This is a genomic window from Actinoplanes sp. SE50/110 (genome assembly GCF_900119315.1).
Lineage (GTDB): Bacteria > Actinomycetota > Actinomycetes > Mycobacteriales > Micromonosporaceae > Actinoplanes.
On record NZ_LT827010.1, the window covers coordinates 476,774 to 495,158 of the forward strand.

General features: G+C 72.9%; 15 protein-coding genes. 8 read left to right on the forward strand and 7 right to left on the reverse strand.

Annotated elements, in window-relative coordinates; genetic code table 11:
* Position 1: 1 nt before the first annotated feature.
* From ACSP50_RS02100 to ACSP50_RS02110, 3 genes are all read left to right on the forward strand, one after another.
* Entirely contained in the window at positions 2-1,309 is a 1,308-nt protein-coding gene (locus ACSP50_RS02100) for an MFS transporter (RefSeq protein WP_014687499.1), read from the forward strand.
* A gap of 263 nt (positions 1,310-1,572) precedes the next feature.
* Positions 1,573-1,917: a PadR family transcriptional regulator gene (locus ACSP50_RS02105; RefSeq protein WP_014687500.1), complete on the forward strand. Its 345-nt coding sequence runs from the start codon at positions 1,573-1,575 to the stop codon at positions 1,915-1,917.
* A complete protein-coding gene (locus tag ACSP50_RS02110; protein ID WP_014687501.1) occupies positions 1,914-2,417 on the forward strand; it encodes a hypothetical protein in 504 nt (167 codons plus the stop codon). Before ACSP50_RS02105 ends, ACSP50_RS02110 begins: the two co-directional genes overlap by 4 nt.
* Positions 2,418-2,559: 142 nt before the next feature.
* Here ACSP50_RS02110 and ACSP50_RS02115 read toward each other — a convergent pair whose 3' ends face one another.
* Positions 2,560-4,206, reverse strand: coding sequence for a DNA repair helicase XPB (locus ACSP50_RS02115; protein WP_014687502.1), 1,647 nt, complete (start codon positions 4,204-4,206; stop codon positions 2,560-2,562).
* A gap of 127 nt (positions 4,207-4,333) precedes the next feature.
* Positions 4,334-6,721 carry a helicase-associated domain-containing protein gene (locus tag ACSP50_RS02120; RefSeq protein WP_014687503.1) on the reverse strand — a complete coding sequence of 796 codons (2,388 nt, stop codon included), beginning with the start codon at positions 6,719-6,721 and terminating at the stop codon, positions 4,334-4,336.
* A gap of 79 nt (positions 6,722-6,800) precedes the next feature.
* Here ACSP50_RS02120 and ACSP50_RS41485 point away from each other — a divergent pair, with 79 nt between their 5' ends.
* Both ACSP50_RS41485 and ACSP50_RS02125 read left to right on the forward strand, forming a co-directional pair.
* On the forward strand, positions 6,801-6,968 hold the full coding sequence (locus tag ACSP50_RS41485) for a hypothetical protein (protein ID WP_014687504.1): 168 nt from the start codon (positions 6,801-6,803) through the stop codon (positions 6,966-6,968).
* A gap of 168 nt (positions 6,969-7,136) precedes the next feature.
* Positions 7,137-7,535 (forward strand): cold-shock protein, encoded by a 399-nt coding sequence (locus tag ACSP50_RS02125; protein WP_014687505.1) that lies wholly within the window; start codon positions 7,137-7,139, stop codon positions 7,533-7,535.
* Here ACSP50_RS02125 and ACSP50_RS02130 read toward each other — a convergent pair.
* Positions 7,532-8,344 carry a 1,4-dihydroxy-6-naphthoate synthase gene (locus ACSP50_RS02130; RefSeq protein WP_043510702.1) on the reverse strand — a complete coding sequence of 271 codons (813 nt, stop codon included), beginning with the start codon at positions 8,342-8,344 and terminating at the stop codon, positions 7,532-7,534. The genes ACSP50_RS02125 and ACSP50_RS02130 overlap by 4 nt on opposite strands.
* A gap of 140 nt (positions 8,345-8,484) precedes the next feature.
* Between ACSP50_RS02130 and ACSP50_RS02135 the strand changes: the two genes are divergently transcribed.
* The 3 genes from ACSP50_RS02135 to ACSP50_RS02145 are packed head-to-tail and all read left to right on the forward strand — an operon-like array spanning position 8,485 to position 13,042.
* Positions 8,485-10,512, forward strand: coding sequence for a hypothetical protein (locus ACSP50_RS02135; RefSeq protein ID WP_014687507.1), 2,028 nt, complete (start codon positions 8,485-8,487; stop codon positions 10,510-10,512).
* Positions 10,509-11,687: an MFS transporter gene (locus ACSP50_RS02140; protein ID WP_014687508.1), complete on the forward strand. Its 1,179-nt coding sequence runs from the start codon at positions 10,509-10,511 to the stop codon at positions 11,685-11,687. Before ACSP50_RS02135 ends, ACSP50_RS02140 begins: the two co-directional genes overlap by 4 nt.
* 11 nt (positions 11,688-11,698) lie before the next feature.
* Positions 11,699-13,042, forward strand: a complete 1,344-nt coding sequence (locus ACSP50_RS02145; protein WP_014687509.1) for a GH1 family beta-glucosidase — start codon at positions 11,699-11,701, stop codon at positions 13,040-13,042.
* On the opposite strand, the gene ACSP50_RS02150 is transcribed toward ACSP50_RS02145, so the two are convergent.
* The 4 genes from ACSP50_RS02150 to ACSP50_RS02165 all read right to left on the reverse strand — a co-directional run bounded on the left by ACSP50_RS02150 (position 13,025) and on the right by ACSP50_RS02165 (position 18,316).
* Entirely contained in the window at positions 13,025-13,633 is a 609-nt protein-coding gene (locus tag ACSP50_RS02150) for a TetR/AcrR family transcriptional regulator (RefSeq protein WP_014687510.1), read from the reverse strand. The genes ACSP50_RS02145 and ACSP50_RS02150 overlap by 18 nt on opposite strands.
* Before the next feature lie 119 nt (positions 13,634-13,752).
* A complete protein-coding gene (locus ACSP50_RS02155) occupies positions 13,753-14,928 on the reverse strand; it encodes an MFS transporter (protein ID WP_014687511.1) in 1,176 nt (391 codons plus the stop codon).
* Between the two features lie 605 nt (positions 14,929-15,533).
* Positions 15,534-16,337, reverse strand: a complete 804-nt coding sequence (locus ACSP50_RS02160) for a futalosine hydrolase (RefSeq protein ID WP_014687512.1) — start codon at positions 16,335-16,337, stop codon at positions 15,534-15,536.
* Positions 16,334-18,316, reverse strand: a complete 1,983-nt coding sequence (locus ACSP50_RS02165; protein ID WP_014687513.1) for an MFS transporter — start codon at positions 18,314-18,316, stop codon at positions 16,334-16,336. Before ACSP50_RS02165 ends, ACSP50_RS02160 begins: the two co-directional genes overlap by 4 nt.
* Positions 18,317-18,385 lie beyond the last annotated feature (69 nt).

Below are 18,385 nucleotides of genomic sequence, written 5' to 3' on the forward strand. Positions count from 1 at the left end.
TGTGACCGACCGCAAACGCCGGCTGAGCGTGGACCTGACCCCGCTGCGCACCTCCCGGGACTTCCGGCTCGTCTTCGTCAGCGGCGCGGTGACCAGCTTCGGCTCGTTCATCAGCTACGTCACCATCCCGTACCAGGTGGCGAAGCTGACGAACGACCCGCTGATGGTCGGCCTGATCGGGGTCTGCGAGCTGGCCCCCATCCTGATCATGGCGTTCGTCGGCGGGGCGCTCGCCGACTACCTCGACCGGCGGCTGCTGGTCCGGGGCAGTGAGGCCGCGCTCGCGCTGATCTGCGGCCTGCTGCTGGTCAACTCGCTGTCCGACACGCCGCGGCTGTGGCCGCTCTACGTCTGCGCGTTCCTCACCGCCGCGGTGGCCGGGCTGCAACGGCCGGCGATGAGCGCCATGCTGCCCCGGCTGGTGCGCTCCGACGAACTGCCGGCCGCGATGGCCCTGCAGTCACTGAGCATGCAGTTCGCCCAGCTGATCGGTCCGTCCCTGGCCGGGCTGCTGATCGCCGCCCTCGACCTGCACTGGGTCTACCTGTTCGACCTGTTCACCTTCGCCGTCTCACTGGTCTGTCTGACCATGGTCAAGGCCGTCCCGCCGCCCGCCGAGGCGGACCGCCCGTCGCTGCGCAGCGTGGCCGACGGGCTGCGCTACGCCGGGTCGCGGCCCGAACTGCTCGGCACCTACCTGGTCGACATCAACGCGATGTTCTTCGGCATGCCGTCCGCGCTCTACCCGTTCCTGGCCGAACGGCTCGGCGGCCCGCAGGTGCTCGGCCTGCTCTACGCCGCGCCGGCGGTCGGCTCGCTGATCGCCACGGTCGGCTCCGGCTGGACCGCCCGGGTGCACCGGCACGGCCTCATGGTGATCATCGCGGCCGCGCTCTGGGGCGTCGGGATCGTCGGCGTGGGCCTGTCCCACATGCTCTGGCTGACCCTGTTCTGCCTGGCCTTCGCCGGGGCGGCGGACATGGTCTCCGGCCTCTTCCGGATGATCATCTGGAATCAGACCATCCCCGACCACCTGCGCGGACGGCTCGGCGGGATCGAGATGCTGTCGTACACCACCGGGCCGCTGCTGGGCCAGCTCCGCTCCGGGCTGATGGCGCGCACCTCGCTCGGGGTGGGCGGGTCGATCTGGGTGGGCGGCGCGCTCTGCGTGGCCGGCAGCCTGGCGCTGGCCGCGGCGCTGCCCAGGTTCGTCCGGTACGACGGGGAGCACGGGGTGGCACTCAAGGAGGCGGCCGACGCGGAGTGGGCGGCCGGCGCCGAAGGCCGCGCGGCGGCCGCGGCCGGCTGACCGACGGTGACCGGCTGACTGACCGCGGCCGGCTGACTGACTGCGGCCGGCTGACCGACTGTCTGGCTGTCTGGCTGACTGTGACCGACTGACCGACTGACCGGCTGCGGCTGGCTGACCATCGGCCGCAGGTCGACCCGCTGCCGTTTGACCTGCGACGACGCGGATGCGGCCGGTGGGCCGCCCCCGCCCCAGCACGGTGATCGAGAACATCGCCGGCGCGCGGATTTCGATACCTTGCGGCGCAAGGTACTCTGTCGTGCATGGGAGAGGCAGCGCAGCTGGCGTCCGGGCTCAAGCGCGGAACGCTCGAATTTTGCGTGCTCGCGATGGTGGAGTTCGAGGATCGGTACGGCACCGAGATCGTCCGGCGGCTCGCCGAGGAGCAGTCCCTCGCCGCGACCGAGGGGACGATCTATCCGCTGCTGTCCCGGCTTCGCCGCGGCGGCATGCTGGACAGCAAGTGGGCGGAGTCGCCCAGCGGCCCGCCCCGGCGCTACTACAGCCTCACCCCGTCCGGGAAGTCCGCGCTCGAGAATTTCCGCACCGAGTGGGTGCCGTTCCGTCAGACCGTCGACCGTCTCGTGGGGACCGGTGGAGTCGCATGAAACCCAACCAGACCGACCTGGTCGGTGAATACCTGCACGAGGTGGACCTGCGGTTGAGCGGCCTGCCCCTGCTGCAGCGCCGCGAGTTGCTGGCCGATCTGGCCGCGCACATCGCCACCGAGCGGACCGACCGGGACGTGCGGTCGGAGGCCGAGCTGATCGAGATCCTCGAGCGGCTGGGCAGCCCCGAGGTGGTGGCGGCCGCCGCCTACGAGGAGGCCGGCGCGGGGACGCCGCGCACCGCATCCGTCCCGCCGCCGTTCGTCGCGCCGCCGCCGTTCGCCGCTCCGTCGTTCGCCGCCCCACCGCCGGCGCCCCGGACGGCTCGACCGCCGCGGCTCCTGTGGCTCTTCGGAGCGCTGGCCGCGGTCGGCGTGATGCTGGTCCTCTGCCTGGCCGGCGCCCTGATGGTGAGCCGGAGCACGCAGGACAGCCCGCCGGCGGTGACCACCCCGGTCCAGGCCACCCCGGCGACGCCGACCACCCCGTCGACGCCTTAGCCGTCGGTCCGGCCGACGCCGGCGCCGGCGACCCCGACCGACGCCCCAGTCGTTGGTCCGGCCGACGCCGGCACCGGCGACCCCGACCGACGCCCCAGTCGTCGGTCGGGAGGACGCCGGCGCCCGCCACCGTGACGGCGGCCTAGTCCACCTGGAGAACGTCGTCGGCGTCGACGATGGTGTAGGCGTAGCCCTGCTCGGCCAGGAAGCGCTGCCGGTGCGCGGCGTACTCGGTGTCGATGGTGTCGCGGGACACCACCGAGTAGAAGTGCGCCTGCCGCCCGTCGCCCTTGGGCCGCAGCACCCGCCCGAGGCGCTGCGCCTCCTCCTGCCGGGAGCCGAAGGTGCCGGAGACCTGGATCGCCACCGCCGCCTCGGGCAGGTCGATGGAGAAGTTGCCGACCTTGGACAGCACCAGGGTGCGCAGCTCACCGGAGCGGAACGCGTCGAACAGCCGCTCCCGCTCCTTGTTGCTGGTGGAGCCCTCGACGATCGGGGCGTCCAGGTACTCGCCGAGGGTGTGCAGCTGGTCCAGGAAGCCGCCGATGACCAGCACCTGCTCCTGCGGGTGCCGGGCGACCAGGGCCTTGACCACGGGCAGCTTGGTGCGGGCGGTGGCGGCCGCCTTGTAGCGCTCCTCGGCGTCGGTCACCGCGTACGCCATCCGCTCCTGCTCGGTGAGCGTGACGCGGACCTCGACGCACTCGGCGGGGGCGATCCAGCCCTGCGCCTCGATGTCCTTCCACGGGGCGTCGTAGCGTTTCGGGCCGATCAGCGAGAACACGTCGCCCTCCCGGCCGTCCTCGCGGACCAGGGTGGCGGTCAGCCCCAGCCGGCGGCGGGCCTGCAGGTCGGCGGTGAACCGGAAGATCGGCGCGGGCAGCAGGTGCACCTCGTCGTAGACGACCAGGCCCCAGTCGCGGGCGCCGAACAGGTCGAGGTGGGTGAAGTTGCCGCCCCGGCGGGCGGTCAGCACCTGGTAGGTGGCGATGGTGACCGGGCGGATCTCCTTGCGTTCGCCGCTGTACTCGCCGATCTCCTCCTCGGTGAGCGTGGTGCGGGCGATCAGTTCGCGTTTCCACTGCCGGCCGGCCACCGTGTTGGTGACCAGGATCAGCGTGGTCGCCTTGGCGGTGGCCATCGCCGCCGCGCCGACCAGGGTCTTGCCCGCGCCGCAGGGCAGCACCACGACGCCGGAGCCGCCGGCCCAGAACCCGTCGACCGCCTCCTGCTGGTACGACCGGAGGGTCCAGCCGTCCTGTCTCAGCTCGATCGGGTGCGCCTCGCCGTCGACGTAACCGGCCAGGTCCTCGGCCGGCCAGCCGAGCTTGAGCAGCGCCTGCTTGAGCCGGCCACGCTCGGAGGCGTGCACCGCGATGGTCTCGTCGTCGAGCCGGGCGCCGAGCATGCCGGCCAGCTTCTTCGATTTCGACACCTCGAGCAGCACGATCCTGTCGAGCCCCCGCAGGACCAGGCCGTGCACCGGGTCGTTGAGCAGTTGCAGCCGGCCGTAGCGGTCCATCGTCTCGGCGACGTCGACGAGCAGGGCGTGGGGCACCGGGTATCGCGAATATGTGATCAGGGCGTCGACGACGCTCTCGGCGTCGTGCCCGGCGGCCCGCGAGTTCCACAGGCCGAGCGGGGTCAGCCGGTACGTGTGCACGTGCTCCGGGGAGCGCTCCAGCTCGGCGAACGGCGCGATCGCCATCCGGCAGGCCTGGGCATCCGGGTGATCGACTTCAAGGAGCAGGGTCTTGTCCGACTGAACGATCAGCGGTCCGCCGTTCACGCACAACCTCCGGTAAAAAGGCGACCCTCCAGTCTGCCACGGAATTCCGGCTGCAACGTTCCGGCGGGTTCAGCCGTGTGTATGGGGGGCAGGTCGTGTTGCCACGGGGGCGATCACGACCGCCCGCCTACTCCTCGGTGACCGCCGCGGTGATCCGGTGCAGCGCGAACGTGTGGGTGTTCTCGCCGCGTTCGTCCTCGGCGCGCAGGTAGCCGGCGCTCAGCGACACCGGCCGGACCAGGCGGGACAGCGTGGCGCCGTGGGAGTCGACGTACCCCACCCAGACCTTCGCCCGGTCCCGGACCGCCTGCTGCAGCACCGCCATCGCCTGGCTGTGCTGCTGCACCGCGGTCAGCCCGGGCACCGCCTGGCCCTGCGCGGCCCGCACGGTCACCGGCGCCCGCCGGGCCGCCCGGGTCGCGATGTCCCCGCGCCGCAGTTGCTCGACCACCCCGGCCAGCCGGGGGCCGGCCAGCGACGGCGGGCCGGCCGGCTCGGCGATCCGCGGCGTCCGGCTCGGCGCGCGCCGCGCTTTGGGCCGGGTCAGCACGGCCGCGCCGCCGGCGTCCTCGGCGACCGGGGCGAACCCGGCCTCGCGCAGGGCACCCAGCAGCCGGGCCACCGGGCGAGGGCTGACCAGCACGGTCGGCGCGATCCGGCGCAGGTCCAGACCGGTCACCCGGCGATCGGCGAGCACCTCGGCGATCAGCGCCTCGTCGTCGCTGCGCAGATAGGATCCGGCGGAGCCGCTGCGCAGCCCGCCGTGCCTGCGGGCGGCATCGTCGATCAGATACTCCAGGGTCTGCGGGACCGGGGTGCGCGATCGGCGGCGGAACACCGCGTGCAAATCGGCGGCGGTGTAACCGACGTCCAGGGCCCGGCGCACGCTGGCCGGGGTGACCCGGAAGACGCTGGCCCCACCGACCGACTCGGGCTCGGCGATCACGTCGAGCTCGGCGGCGAGCTCCGGTTCCGGCGGGCCGGGCACCACCACCGTCAGGTCCGCCTGCACCAGCACGTGGTCGACCGGTGCGGGCAGCAGCACGTCGAGGGCGCGGACGGCGTCCGCGGGCGTCTCCTCGGGGTGCAGACCCAGCGGGTCACTCTCGGTCAGCTCGGGGGCGCTGATCAGCAACCGGCCGTACGACGTGAGCGCCCCCAGGCCGGTCACCCCGAGCAGAGCCGCCCCGGCACACCCGTCGCGGTGCCCCAGCTCGCGTCCCCGGGCCCGGCGGGGCGCCTGCCACGCCAGCAGCGCCAGCAGATCGTCCACCGCCGGCGCCGCGCCCGGTTCCAGGTCGGCCAGCGCGTCCAGCGCCTCCCGCCGGGCCTGCGGGGCGCCGGCCCGTTCGGCGTCCGGGGCGAGCGCGTTGATCGGCCGGTCCCGCTCGTCGCGCCGGCCGACCAGGCCGGGCTGCCGGGTCATCAGCAGCCAGGCGCGGGCCAGCGTGGCCCAGCGGTGCGCCATGCCGGCCGCGCGCCACAGGTCGTACGCCCCGGTCGGCAGGAAGATGTCCTGCACCGCGCCGGGCACCCGGTGCGCCGACGTCTCCGACTCGCCGAGCAGCCCGGCCGCGTAGGCCACCTCGACGAGCAGCGCCGCGCCGGCCTCGTCCACCCCGGCCACCCGGGCCAGCCGTTTCAGGTCGCGCACGCCGAGCCCGCCGGTCTTGAGCACCGGGGCCGGCTCGGCGGCGAGCGCCTCCAGGACCGCCTCGACCGCGCGCACCGCCTCCATGGTCTGCCCGGCGCCGGCCGAGTCGACCGCCTTCGCGTCGCGCACCGGTGCCTGCGGCAGCGGCGGGAACGGCCGCAGCGGACCCAGCGGGCCCGACTCGCGGCGCAGCAGCAGGCCCACCTCGCGGGGCAGCTCGACCAGGTCGCCATCCGGGCGGGGAGCGCGGCCGGCCTCCGAGATGGGCACCAGGATGTGCTGGTCGACCAGCCATCGGATCGGCTCGGCGACGGCGTCCCGGGCCAGCGAACCGACCGGCGGGCCGGCGGCCAGCCGGTCCAGCACCGCGCGGGCGCCGGGCGGCGCGGCGAGGACGGTGCGGCGCATTCTCGCCCGGTCGGCGACCAGCGCGGCGGCGTGCGCGTCCAGATAGTCGGCCGGGCGTCCCAGGCCGGCCGGATACGGCGAGGTGACCTCGTCGACCGCGGCGACCACCTGCAGCGCCTCCGGCGGGCCGTGCAGCAGGAACCGGACCCGCAGCCGGTCGACCGCCACCCGCACGTCGTCGGCGGCCACCCCGGAGGCCAGCTCCACGATGGCGTCGACCGAGGTGAGGGCGGTGTCCGCGGATCGGGTGACCCGCGCGGCGTCGAGGATGGTCAGGGTGAACTCGTCCAGCCCGTCCAGGCAGCGGGCGACCGAGCCGCGCGACTGCGCGCGCACGGCCAGCGCCGAGATGTCGGCGGGCACCGGAACGACCAGGTCAGGGCGCAGCTGAAGGAGCGCGCCCAGCGCCTCGTCGGGCAGCGACCGGAGTTGATCCGCAAATGTGGTGGCCATCGTCTTCAACGCTAACGTTCATGGGACGATGGTGACGGGTCCGGGCGTGGCCGGACCTCTTTCAGGAGGAGGACGGAACGTGGCGTCGAAGGCCAAGAAGCAGGAGAGCCCGGCTCTGAAGGGGCACCTCCAGGTTTCCGAGCTGGTCTCGGACCGGGCCGCCGCCCCGTCGCCGTTCGGCGACGACCAGAGCTTCCCGCTGCCGCTGGAGCGCCTGCGCAGCCTGCCGGAGTCGCAGACGCACTGATCCGGCCCGGTCGGCTCCGACCTGGGCACGAGGCGGCGAACACGTACTTTCTGTCCGGCTTGCCCGGCTTCCCGGCCCGGCTGGAGGAGATTGCAGTTGGGTCCGGGGCCGCGGCTGGATAGGCTCCCCGTGAGCAGTTGTGTCCATTGAGTGAAGTTGAGGTCAGCGGTGCCCACGGGTCGAGTGAAGTGGTACGACGCGACGAAGGGATTCGGATTCGTCACCAGTGATGAGGGCGGCGACGTGTTCCTGCCCAAGGGTGCGCTGCCGGCGGGGGTCGCCGACCTGAAAACGGGACAGCGGATCGAGTTCGGCGTCGTGGACAGCCGCAAGGGCGCCCAGGCGCTCGGCGTGAAACTGCTGGACGCGCCGCCGTCGCTGGCGCTGCGCGACGCCGAGGCGCGCCGCCGCCCGGCCGAGGAGACGGCCAGCATGATCGAGGACATGATCAAGGTCCTGGAGAACACCGTGCAGCCCGTGCTGCAGCGTGGCCGTTACCCGGACAAGAAGACCGCGGCCAAGATCGCGCAGCTGATGCACGCGGTCGCCCGCGAGTTCGAGCTCTAGAGAAACGACGGCACCGCTGGCGTGAGACCCGCCGCCGCCGCGCGTCCGAGCAGGGCGTCGGCGGCGGCGAGTCCGTCCTTGCCCAGATCCAGGGTGAACTCGTTGACGTAGAGCTCGATGTGCTGGCGGACCACGGCCGGCTCCATCTCCTGCGCGTTGGCCAGGATGAAGTCCTGGCTGGCGGCCGGGTCGAGCCAGCCCTGGCGCAGTGAGTCCCGGATCCACCCGGTGGCCGCGGCGGGGTCGACGACGCCCCGCTTGGCGAGGATCGCACCGAGCGGAATGGGCAGGCCGGTGTCCGATTCCCACCACTCGCCGAGATCGGCCAGCGCGGTCAACCCGTACCGCTGGTAGGTGAACCGGGCCTCGTGGATGACCAGGCCGGCGTCCCACGTGCCGGCGGCCACCCCGGGCATGATCTGGTGGAACGGGACGACCTCGATCCGGGCCGGCGGGTGCTCGGCGGACCAGAGGCGCATCAACAGGTAGGCCGTGGTGCGGTCGCCGGGCACGGCCACGGTGGCGCCGGTCAGGTCGGTGCGCCCGTCGCGGGTCAGCACCAGCGGGCCGCAGCCCCGGCCCAGGGCGCCTCCGCAGGGCAGCAGCTCATAGTCGCCGAGCAGCCACGGCAGCGCCGCGTAACTCACCTTGACCAGGTCGAATGCGCCCTGCTCGGCGGCCGTGTTGGTGACGTCGACGTCGGCGAAGGTCAGGTCGACCGCAGGCGCGCCGGGGACCAGGCCGTGGATCAGCGCGTGGAAGACGAAGGTGTCGTTGGGGCACGGGGAGACCGCGAGCGAGAGCGCCACGGCATTCACGCTAGCCCCTGCCTCGGAGACGCCGCATATGGCTCCCCGGAAAAATATTCACATTCACCTCTGGCTTTAACACGGTGTGAATTTCTACACTCCGCCTTGTCGGATCATTTGATCTACCAAGGGGGTGCCCCGTGCGTCGCAGACTGCTCGCGGGCGTCCTGGTGCTCGGCCTCACCGGTGGGCTGTCCGCGCCCGCCGAAGCCGCGGTGACCTGGACGCCCGCCAACGACCTGGAGGGCGCGTGCGTCACCCTCCAGGCGTTCAACGGATCGACTCCGCTCGGCTACGTCTTCAAGGACTCGGTCGGCTACGGCTTCACCGGCACCGCCGCCAAGGCCGAGCCGTTCCGGTTCGAGGCCACCCAGCTCGGCCGGTACGTGCTGCGCGACCACACCGGCGCGCCGCCGTACCAGAGCATGCTCGGCTGGGTGTGGGCCGGCGACTCGTACGGCGACCGGGCCGACTGGACGGTCAGCTCCGCCACCGGGCGCTACCGGCTGGTCAGCACCGCGACCGGTCAGCAGATGGGCCGCTACCTGGGCGGACTCGGCGCCGGCAGTGCCACCATGGCGCTCACCCCGGCCACCGGTTGCGCCGCGATCCCGGACATCGCCACCGGGGTGGGCGGCACCCCGGGACCCTCCGTCGGCGCCGACGGCAAACTCGTCGGCTGGATCGACGCGCACGCGCACATCACCGCCGGCGAGGCGTTCGGCGGATCCCTGCACTGCGGTGACGCCTATGCGGCCGGCGGCGCCCCGGTCGCGCTGGCCGGCTGCCCGTCGCACGCCACCCTCGGCTGGGGCGCGCTGCTCGAGGCGATCATCGCGGGCACCGATCCGATCAACTCCTCCGAACAGGGCTGGCCGTCGTTCACCGACTGGCCGCAGCACGACACCGAGCTGCACGAGGCGTCCTACTTCCGCAGCCTGGAACGTGCCTGGCAGTCCGGCCAGCGGGTGCTCAACGTGCTGCTGGTGGCGAACCGGGTGATCTGTGAGCTGACCCCGGTGCACACCTCCTGCGACGAGATGGACCAGATCCGGGCCCAGTCCACCTATCTGCGCCGGATGCAGGACTACATCGACGCGCGCAGCGGCGGGCCGGGCAAGGGCTGGTTCCGGCTGGCCACCACGCCGGCCGAGGTCCGCGCGATCGCCGCGCAGGGCAGACTCGCGGTCACCATCGGGGTGGAGAACTCGGAGATCTTCGGCTGCCGGGAGATCCGGGACGTGCCGCAGTGCACCACCGCGGACATCGACCGGGGTCTCGACGAGCTGCAGGGCATGGGGGTCAGCGGCTTCTACCCGGTGCACAAGTTCGACAACGCGTTCGGCGGCACCCGGTTCGACTCCGGGCTCACCGGCGCCGCGATCAACGTCGGCCAGTTGCTCTCCAGCGGGCACTGGTGGCAGGCGACCAGCTGCACCGGCCCGTCCGACAATGATCAGCCGCTGGTCAGTGACGACCTGGCCAAGCTGCTCAGCCTCGGCGTCGGGCTGCCGGCCGGCACGATCCTGCCCGTCTACCCCAGCGGCAAGATCTGCAACACCCGCGGGCTGACCACCATCGGCCGTTACCTGATCCAGAAGATGATCGACCGCGGCCTGATCATCCACATCGACCACATGAGCGTGAAGACCGCGAACGACGTGCTCGACATGGCCGTGCAGGCCGGTTACCCGGGGGTCACCTCGGTGCACAGCTGGGCCGACCGGGCCCTGGTCGACCGGGTGCTGCAGGCCGGCGGCTTCGTGGCCGGTTACGCCTTCGCGGCCACCGACGACGGCCAGGGCACCGGCACGTTCCTCGACGAGTGGCGGGCCAACAACGCACTCCCCAACGGCAACCGGATCGTCGGGTACGGGGTGGGCACCGACGTGAACGGCCTCGGCACCCAGGCCGCCCCGCGGCTGACCGCCGGCGCCGGCCCGCTCACCTACCCGTTCGCCGGGCTGAATGGCACCACCATCAACCGCCAGGTGTGGGGGACCCGCACGTTCGACCTGAACACCGACGGCGTGGCGCAGTACGGGCTGTACGCCGACTGGATCACCGACCTGGTCCAGCAGGCCGGCCCGGATCGGGCCAAGCTGCGGGCGCAACTGATGCAGGGCGCCGAGGCGTACGTCGAGATGTGGGAGAAAGCCCGTCCATGACGATCACTGAAGTGCCGGTGCGTACGCGCTGGATGGTCGCGTACGCGCTGGCCATGATCGGGGTGGCGGCCGGTTGGTTCGGGCCGATCCAGATCCTGCTGCCCGAGCAGGCCGCTCGGCTCGCGGAGGCCACCGGCGGCGGCAAGGAGGCGCTGCTCGCCCTGGTCACCGCGGTCGGGGCGGCCGCCTCGCTGGTCGCCAACCCGATCTGGGGCGCGGTCTCCGACCGGATGGGCTCGCGCCGGCCGATCTTCGTGGCCGGCACGGTGATCGGCGTGGCGGGGCTTCTCGTCCTGGCCGCGGCGGACACCCGTACCACCATGATCGTGGGTTGGGTGCTGGTCCAGGTGGGACTGAACGGACCGCTCGCCGCGCTGGCCGCGATGATCGGCGACCGCGTGCCGGAACGCCAGCGCGGCACGGTCGGCGCGCTGTTCGGCGTCGCCCAGATCGTCGGGGTCGTGCTGGGCACCGCCCTGGCCGTCGCGAGCGGCGGATACCTGGCGGTGGCCGTCGCGGTGCCCGCCCTCGGCGCCGCCCTGCTGCTCATCCACCGGGAGCCGGTGCTGGTCCCGGACCGGACCGCGGTGCGCTGGTCGGCGCTGCTGCGGCCGGGCGCCCCGTTCGCCTGGGCCTGGTTGATCCGCTTCCTGCTCAACCTGGTCAACGCGCTGGTGCTGGTCTATCTCTTCTACTACCTCTCCGACCGGGTCGGGGTCGGCGACGCGGCCACCTGGGTGCTCATCCTCACCGTGGTCAACGTGGTCTTCGCCGGGATCTTCGGCTTCGCCGGCGGGGTGCTCTCCGACCGGTGGGAACGCCGCCGGATCTTCGTCGCGGCGGCCGCGGTGATCCTGGCCGCCGGCACCGTACTGCTCGCCCTGATCCCCGTGGTCGCCGTGGCGATCCTGGCGTCGGTGCTGGTCGGGGCCGGCTGGGGGGCGTACGTCGCGGTCGACATGGCGGTGATCACGCACGTGTTGCCGGACGCCGAGACCCGGGCCACCATGCTCGGCGTCGCCAACATCGCCGGCACCCTGCCGCAGCTGCTCGCCCCGGTGATCGCCGCGCCGATCGTCACCCGGCTCGGCGGATATCCCACCCTGTACCTGTTCACCGCGGCCGTCGCGCTGCTCGCACTGGCCTGCCTGCCCCGGCTCGAAGCACTGTCCTGAAAGGAACCAGCATGCGTTTCCCACCCGGCTTCCGGTTCGGCATGGCCACCTCGGCCTACCAGATCGAGGGCGCTGCCGACGCCGGCGGCAAAGCCCCCTCGATCTGGGACACGTTCACCGCGCAACCGGGGCGGGTGCGACACGGCGAGGACGGCCGGGTCGCCATCGACCACTATCACCGGTATGCCGAAGACGTCGGCCACATCGCGGACGCCGGTGTGCACGACTACCGCTTCTCGATCTCCTGGACGCGGGCGCTGGCCGACCCCGGCTTCTACGACCGGCTGGTCGACGAACTGCTCGCCGCCGGGGTGCGGCCGGTCCCCACGCTGTACCACTGGGACCTGCCGCAGGACCTCGAGGACCGGGGCGGCTGGCTGACCCGGGACACCGCCCATCGGCTCGCCGACTACGCCGGCACGGTCGCGCTGCGCCTCGGCGACCGGGTCCGGCACTGGATCACGATGAACGAGATGAGCGTCCAGACCCTTTACGGGTACGGGTTGACCTCGCACGCCCCGGGCCGCGGACTCGGGCTCGAAGCGCTGCCCGTCGCGCATCACCAGCTGCTCGCCCACGGGCTCGCGGTACAGGTGCTGCGCGCCCACGACGCCGGCGCGGTCGGCATCGCCAACCAGCACTTCCCGGTGTACGCGGCGTCCGACGATCCGGCCGACGCCGTCGCCGCCGACATGTTCCGCGACCTGACCAACTGGACCTTCTCCGACCCGATCCTGCTCGGCGACTACCCGGACGAGATGATCCGCGCCGGGGTGGGCGTCGAGGAGACGCAACTCGACCGGGACCTGGCGCTGATCGGGGCGCCGCTCGACTTCTACGGCGTGAACTTCTACGAACCGACGGCGATCGAAGCGCCGCGGGAGGGCAAGGACTATTCCGGCATTCTCGAAGTCGACATCCCGGAAGGAATGCCGTTCTCGCCGGTGCCGGTGAAAAGCGACGAGCGCACCGACTTCGGCTGGGCGATCGTGCCGGCGGCGTTGACCGAAATCCTGGTGACGCTGAAAGAGCGGTATCCATTGCTGCCCCCGGTCATCGTCACCGAGAACGGGGCGTCGTTCCACGACGGGCCGCCCGGCGAGGACGGGCGGGTGGGGGATCCGCGGCGGATCGCCTACCTGCAGGCGCATCTGGAGGCGGTGGCGGCGGCGATCGAGGCCGGGGCGCCGGTGCAGGGCTACTACGTGTGGTCGGCGTTCGACAATTTCGAATGGGCGGCCGGCTACGACGAGCGGTTCGGGCTCGTCTACGTCGACCGGGAGACGCAGGCCCGGACCCGCAAGGACTCCTGGTACTGGTATCGCGACCTGATCAGGTCAGCCGCGGCCGGGTGACCGCAGCTGGTTGACGAAGGCGTCGGCGAGGCGGGTCAGGCGTTCCGCCCGGCCCTCCTCGGCCCAGCCGTCCACCAGGCTGAGCAGCGTGCTGCCCTCCACCAGGATGATGAAGTCGTCGATGACCGCCTCATCCTCGACGCCGGCCCTCAGCTCCCGCAGCTCGCGGGCCTCCCGCAGGCAGGTCCGCAGATGCATCCGGATCACCCGGTGTGACCCCCGCCGCGACTCGGCCAGCAGCGGATGCGACAACGCCGCCCCGGCGAAAGCCACATTCACGTGCGCGTCGGCCGCCCGCTCCTCGTCGATCGGCAGCACCGCGTCCAGCGCCGTGCGCAACGCCGCCAACCCGAGGAGATCCCCGCCGATGCGGAAGGCCCGCTCCACGATCCGGTCGTAGACCGCCCGCTGAGCCGCCACCAGAATGTCGTCCTTGCCGCCGAGGAAATGCGCCAGCACGCTCAGCGAACACCCGGCCTCGTCGGCGATCGCCCGGGTCGTCGTCCCGTCGACCCCGCGCGCCCGCACCACCCGCCAGGTCGCCGCGAACAACTCTGCCCTGCGCACCTCATGGTCGACCAGCCTCGGCACCCGTCCAGCCTATCCACCGCCCGGGGCGGGGCCGCTCACGGCGTACGCGCCGAACAGGGGAAGCCGAGCCGGCCGCGAGAGGCGGCCGGTGCGGTGCCAGCCGCGGGCCTGGCGCTCGTTCAGGGAGCCGGGCGCGGTGCCGGCGCCGGCGTCAGGTGCAGCAGCTGCCGGGCCAGCGGCACCGTGAAGATCACCCCGGCGACCGGGATGAGGAACGCGATCCGCAGCCCGATCGGCTCCGACAGCGCCCCCAGCAGGACCGCCCCCACCAGGGCGCCCCCGTAGTTGAACAGGTTGACCCGCGCGATCACCTCGTCGCTGCTCTCCGCGGCCGCCTCACCCGCCGCCGAGAAGGCCAGCGGGACCAGCACCCCCACCCCGATCCCGGCGACCGTGAACCCGGCGATCGCGGCGGCCGTCGACGGCAGCAGGACGACCAGGGCGCAGCCGACCCCGGAGACCGCCAGCGCACCGACCGCCATCGTCAGCCGGCCGGCCCGGGGCACCAGGTGATCGGCGACCAGCCGGCTGACCAGGACCGTCGCCTGGTACGCGGCGTAGCCGATCGGCACCATGGCGGCCCGCGAATGCAGGCTGTCCTTCAGGTAGACCGAACTCCACGTGCTGACCGCCGAATCCACCAGGAACGCCGTGAAGATCAGCATGCCGCAGACCACCACGACCCGGCGGACGGCGCGGCTGCCGGTGTCGTGGACGGCACTGGAGCGTTCGGTGCGGCCGGGTTCGAAAGCGCGCCAGCCGGCCAGGCCGACCAGCACGGCGTAGCCGGCCGCGGCGCCCAGCGGCACCGTCGCCCCGTGATGCCTGTCCAGCGACCACGACATGAGCAGGGCGGCGACGATCGCGGCGGCGGTGTACGCGGCGAACAGCCGGCTCATCACACTGCGCCCCAGGCGGGCCTGAACCAGCACCCCCTGCATGCTCAGCGAGGCGTCGACGATGCCGAGACCCACCCCGTACAGCAGAAGGATCGTCACGAAGAGCACGGTCGGCGTGCCGACCAGGGTCGCGGCCAACCCGGCGCCGACCAGGAACAGACCGCCGGCCAGCGCATGCCGGCTGCCCCAGCGGGCCGCCAACTGATCGGCGACCACCGAGCCGAGCGCCGCGGTCACACAGACGAACAGCAGGATCGCGGAAACCTTGCCGTCGGTCAGGTGCTGCCGGTCCTTGAACGCGGGCAGGGCGGTGACGATCGCCGCATAACCCAGCCCCTGGGCGGCGTAGCCGGCACCGATCAAACGGGCCCGCGCCGCGGCGCTCATCTCGTCCATCGTGCCTCGCTCAGCATCCCGTTTCCGATCGACCCGGAGCGCTCGGTGATGACAGCGACGTGGGTCACATGGCCGTTCAGCGCAGCATGCCGGGCCCGATCATCAACAGCAACAGATTCCTGTAAAAGAATTCACCTTTTCGTGCCCGGTTGGCCGACATTTGCGGCAAGGCGGACGGTGTGCGGTTACTTCTGGCCGATCGTTGATTACCGGTTGTCATCGCGGGAAAATTCTGGGGGCGGTCGCTGGGCGCGGCGCGGTTTCCTGCCGCGAAATATCAGATGCCTTTGTACGGTGTCCTGCCCACGACAACCGCAAGGTGCGAGCCCCGTTCTCATTCGGCGAGGTGAGCCCGCCGCGAGATCGCTGGGCGGCATCCGGGACGGGTCGACGGGTCGAGGTGGTCCGCCCCTTTCCCGGCTCAAGGTGGTCCCGCGGGTCCCGCGTCCCCGGTCTCGCCGGCTCTATGCCGCAGGTGCCCGCCGGTTCCGCGCTGCCGGGTTCTTCGGCTCGGCACCGGCGGCCTCGCGCGGCGGGTTCAGGCCGGTCCGCGCCGCAGGCCGGTGCCGTTTCCGCGTCGGTTCGACGCTGCCGGTGGGCGGCGGTCAGGGGAGGGTGAGCAGGGCGGGGGCGGCGGCTCGCAGGGCGGCGAACGCGTCGGCCAGGCGCCAGGCGGCGCGGTCGCGGGGGCCGATCGGGTTGGAGATCGTGCGGAGTTCGGCGAACGGGACGGCGGCCGCGGCGGCGGCGATCGCCACGCCGTAGCCCTCCATGGCTTCGGCGACCGCCTGCGGGAAACGGGTCGCCAGCCGGGCGGTGGTCGCCGCGGTGCCGGTGACCGTGCTCAGCGTGAGGATGTCGCCGGTGATCGCGTGCGGAAGTGCGGCCCGCAACGATTGCAGCAGCTCAGCATCGATCGTCAGGGTGCTGCTGCCGAAGCCCAACTCCTCGATCGGCAGGAAACCGCTCGGCGATTCGGCGCCCAGGTCGGCGGCGATCGTGCGGGCGGCCAGGACGGTGTCGCCGACCGCGGCGCGGCCCGGGAAGCCACCGGCGATGCCGACGCTGATCACCGCGCGGTAGGGGCGCCGGGCGAGCAGCCGGGCGGTACCGGCCGCGGCCGCCGCGGGCCCGACGCCGACCGCCTCGACGACGACCGCAAGCGAATGGGGATCCGCGCCCCCGCCCCGGCCCGGCACGGCAGCCGGATCGGGCATCGCGTGGGGATCCGCGGTGGAGTGGGCCGCGTCGGTGGACCCGGGGTCGGCGGTGGTGGTGTGGCCCGCGGCGGTGGACCCGGGGCCGGCGGCGGTGGTGGTGTGGCCCGCGGCGGTGGCGGCCGGGCCGAGGGCGGCGCGGAGGGCGTCGGCCTCGGCGGGCACCGCGGTGACGAGCAGGAGCGGGTTCACGCGTTGTCGCTGCTTTCGGAGTCGCCGTTCCCGGTGGACGGGCCGGCCGAGGAGGGCCGGTAGACGTGATAGCCGGGCGGTGCCGGGGACGGGCCGGGCGGGGCCTCGGTCGGGAACTGCTGCGTCGGCTCCGGAACGCCCGGGGAGGCGGGCGGCGGGGTGGTCGGCTTCTTCGCGGGCCTGCGGCGGGACCACCAGCGACGGTGGCCCGGCTCGTCCACGAGCGTCGTGTCCAGCGGATGCTCCGCGCGTGGGCCGGCGGGGACGTCGTGGTCACGGGCGCCCGGCCCCGTGGTGCTCTGCCGGGTGTCGTGGTCGCGGGTGCCGGGGCCCGTGGCGCTCGGCCGGGTATCGACGTCGGGCGGGCCGGGCCGGGTGGTGCGGCGCTGGACCGGCGGGTTGTGGCCGGCCTGGTCGGGCACCGTCGGGGCGTCCGGCCAGGGGTCGGCCGCCTCGTCGAACACCGCCTCGTCGTCGAGCCGCCCGGCGGGCCGGTCCGGGTGGGTGGCGGACGGCCGCGGGGCGGGCGGGATGGGCGCGGTGGTGGGGGCTTCCGGCGTACCGGCGAATCGGCCGTCTCCGGAGACCGCGACCGGATCGCCGGGGTTGTCCTCGGCGAACCCGGACCGGCCGGACAACCGTTCGCCGCGGAGCCGGGCCGCGGACCAGCCGGCGCGGGCCGCGGCCAGGCTCGCCAGCAGCGCGGCGAGGGCGATACCGAGGCGGCCGGTGAGCGGGATCAGGCCGAGGCCGCCGCCGGTGACCCAGGCGAGCATCAGGACGGTTTCCGAGTGGGCGAAGGCGGTGGCGCGCAGGCGTTCCGGGACGCGTTCCTGGATGGTGGCGTCGACGGCGAGTTTCGCGATGCCGCTGAAGGTGGCGGCGAGCAGCGCCAGCAGGGTGATGGTGGCCAGGTTGGCGACGACGGCGGCGAGGACCGCGGCGCCGGCGGTGACCATCAGGCCGCCGGCTTGCAGGGCGAGCGGGCGGCGGATGTGCAGGCCGGTGCCGGCCGCGGTGGACAGGAACGTGCCGAGGGCCAGGGCGCCGCCGACGATGCCGACCGCGGTGCCGTTGCCGACGGTCAGGCCGAGGATGCCGGTGCCGACGTCCCCGGCCATGATCGCGAAGGTCAGGAAGAGCAGCAGGTAGCCGTAGAGCAGGCGCAGGCCGGCGCTGCCGACCAGGGTGGCCAGGATGAGCCGGCCGGAGAGCGGGCGGTCCGGGCCGCGGCCCAGGCCGAGCAGGGTGCGCCAGGCGCGCGGCATGGCTTCCGGCGGGTCGGAGTCGGCGCGCGGCGGCAGCCGCAGCGCGATCACCATGCCGACGATGAAGATCAGGGTGGCGACCCGCATCGGCCACTGTGGGCCGAACCGGAAGGCGAGCAGGCCGATCGGGGCGACCACCGCCCCGGCGAACGTGCCGTAGACGCTGGCCCGCGCGCCCACCTGGGACAGTCCGACCCCGTCGGGCAGCAGGCGCGGCACGGCCGCCGATCGGGCCACCCCGTACGCCCGGGACAGCGCGAGCACCCCGAACGCCGCCGGATAGAGCGCCCAGCCGGCCAGGTGATCGGACATCACGTAGGCCAGGAACGCCCGGCCGAGCATGGTGACCGCCAGCGCGTACCGCCGGCCGTGCCGGAAATGGTCGAGCAGCGGGCCGACGACCGGCGCCAGCAGCGCGAACGGCACCATGGTGATCAGCAGGTAGAGCGCCACCTTGCCGCGGGCCTCGCCGAGCGGAACGCTGAAGATGGTGCCGGCCAGCCCGATCGCGATCAGCGCGTCGCCGGCGCAGGAGACCGCGTGCAGGTCGAAGAGTCGGATCATGCCGATCTCGCCGGCCGCGCCGCGGGCCCGGATCGTGCCGACCCGCCGGGTGGCCCAGGCCGTGCCGCGCACGCAGCCGCGCACGACGACGCGGACCGCCTTCACACCGGTGCCGACGGTGCGTCCGAGAGTGGGAAGCAACGGCATGGCAACCATCCTGACTGATCCGGGCGACCCCGCATCTGGGGACTCGTTGCGAGCTATCCCTCCGAGTAG

Bases quoted from the DNA above. Each gene is read 5' to 3' on its own strand.
- ACSP50_RS02105 (WP_014687500.1), top strand. From the start codon at position 1,573: ATGGGAGAGGCAGCGCAGCTGGCGTCCGGGCTCAAGCGCGGAACGCTC.
- ACSP50_RS02110 (WP_014687501.1), top strand. From the start codon at position 1,914: ATGAAACCCAACCAGACCGACCTGGTCGGTGAATACCTGCACGAGGTG.
- ACSP50_RS02120 (WP_014687503.1), bottom strand. From the start codon at position 6,721: ATGGCCACCACATTTGCGGATCAACTCCGGTCGCTGCCCGACGAGGCG.
- ACSP50_RS02140 (WP_014687508.1), top strand. From the start codon at position 10,509: ATGACGATCACTGAAGTGCCGGTGCGTACGCGCTGGATGGTCGCGTAC.
- ACSP50_RS02145 (WP_014687509.1), top strand. From the start codon at position 11,699: ATGCGTTTCCCACCCGGCTTCCGGTTCGGCATGGCCACCTCGGCCTAC.
- ACSP50_RS02155 (WP_014687511.1), bottom strand. From the start codon at position 14,928: ATGGACGAGATGAGCGCCGCGGCGCGGGCCCGTTTGATCGGTGCCGGC.
- ACSP50_RS02165 (WP_014687513.1), bottom strand. From the start codon at position 18,316: ATGCCGTTGCTTCCCACTCTCGGACGCACCGTCGGCACCGGTGTGAAG.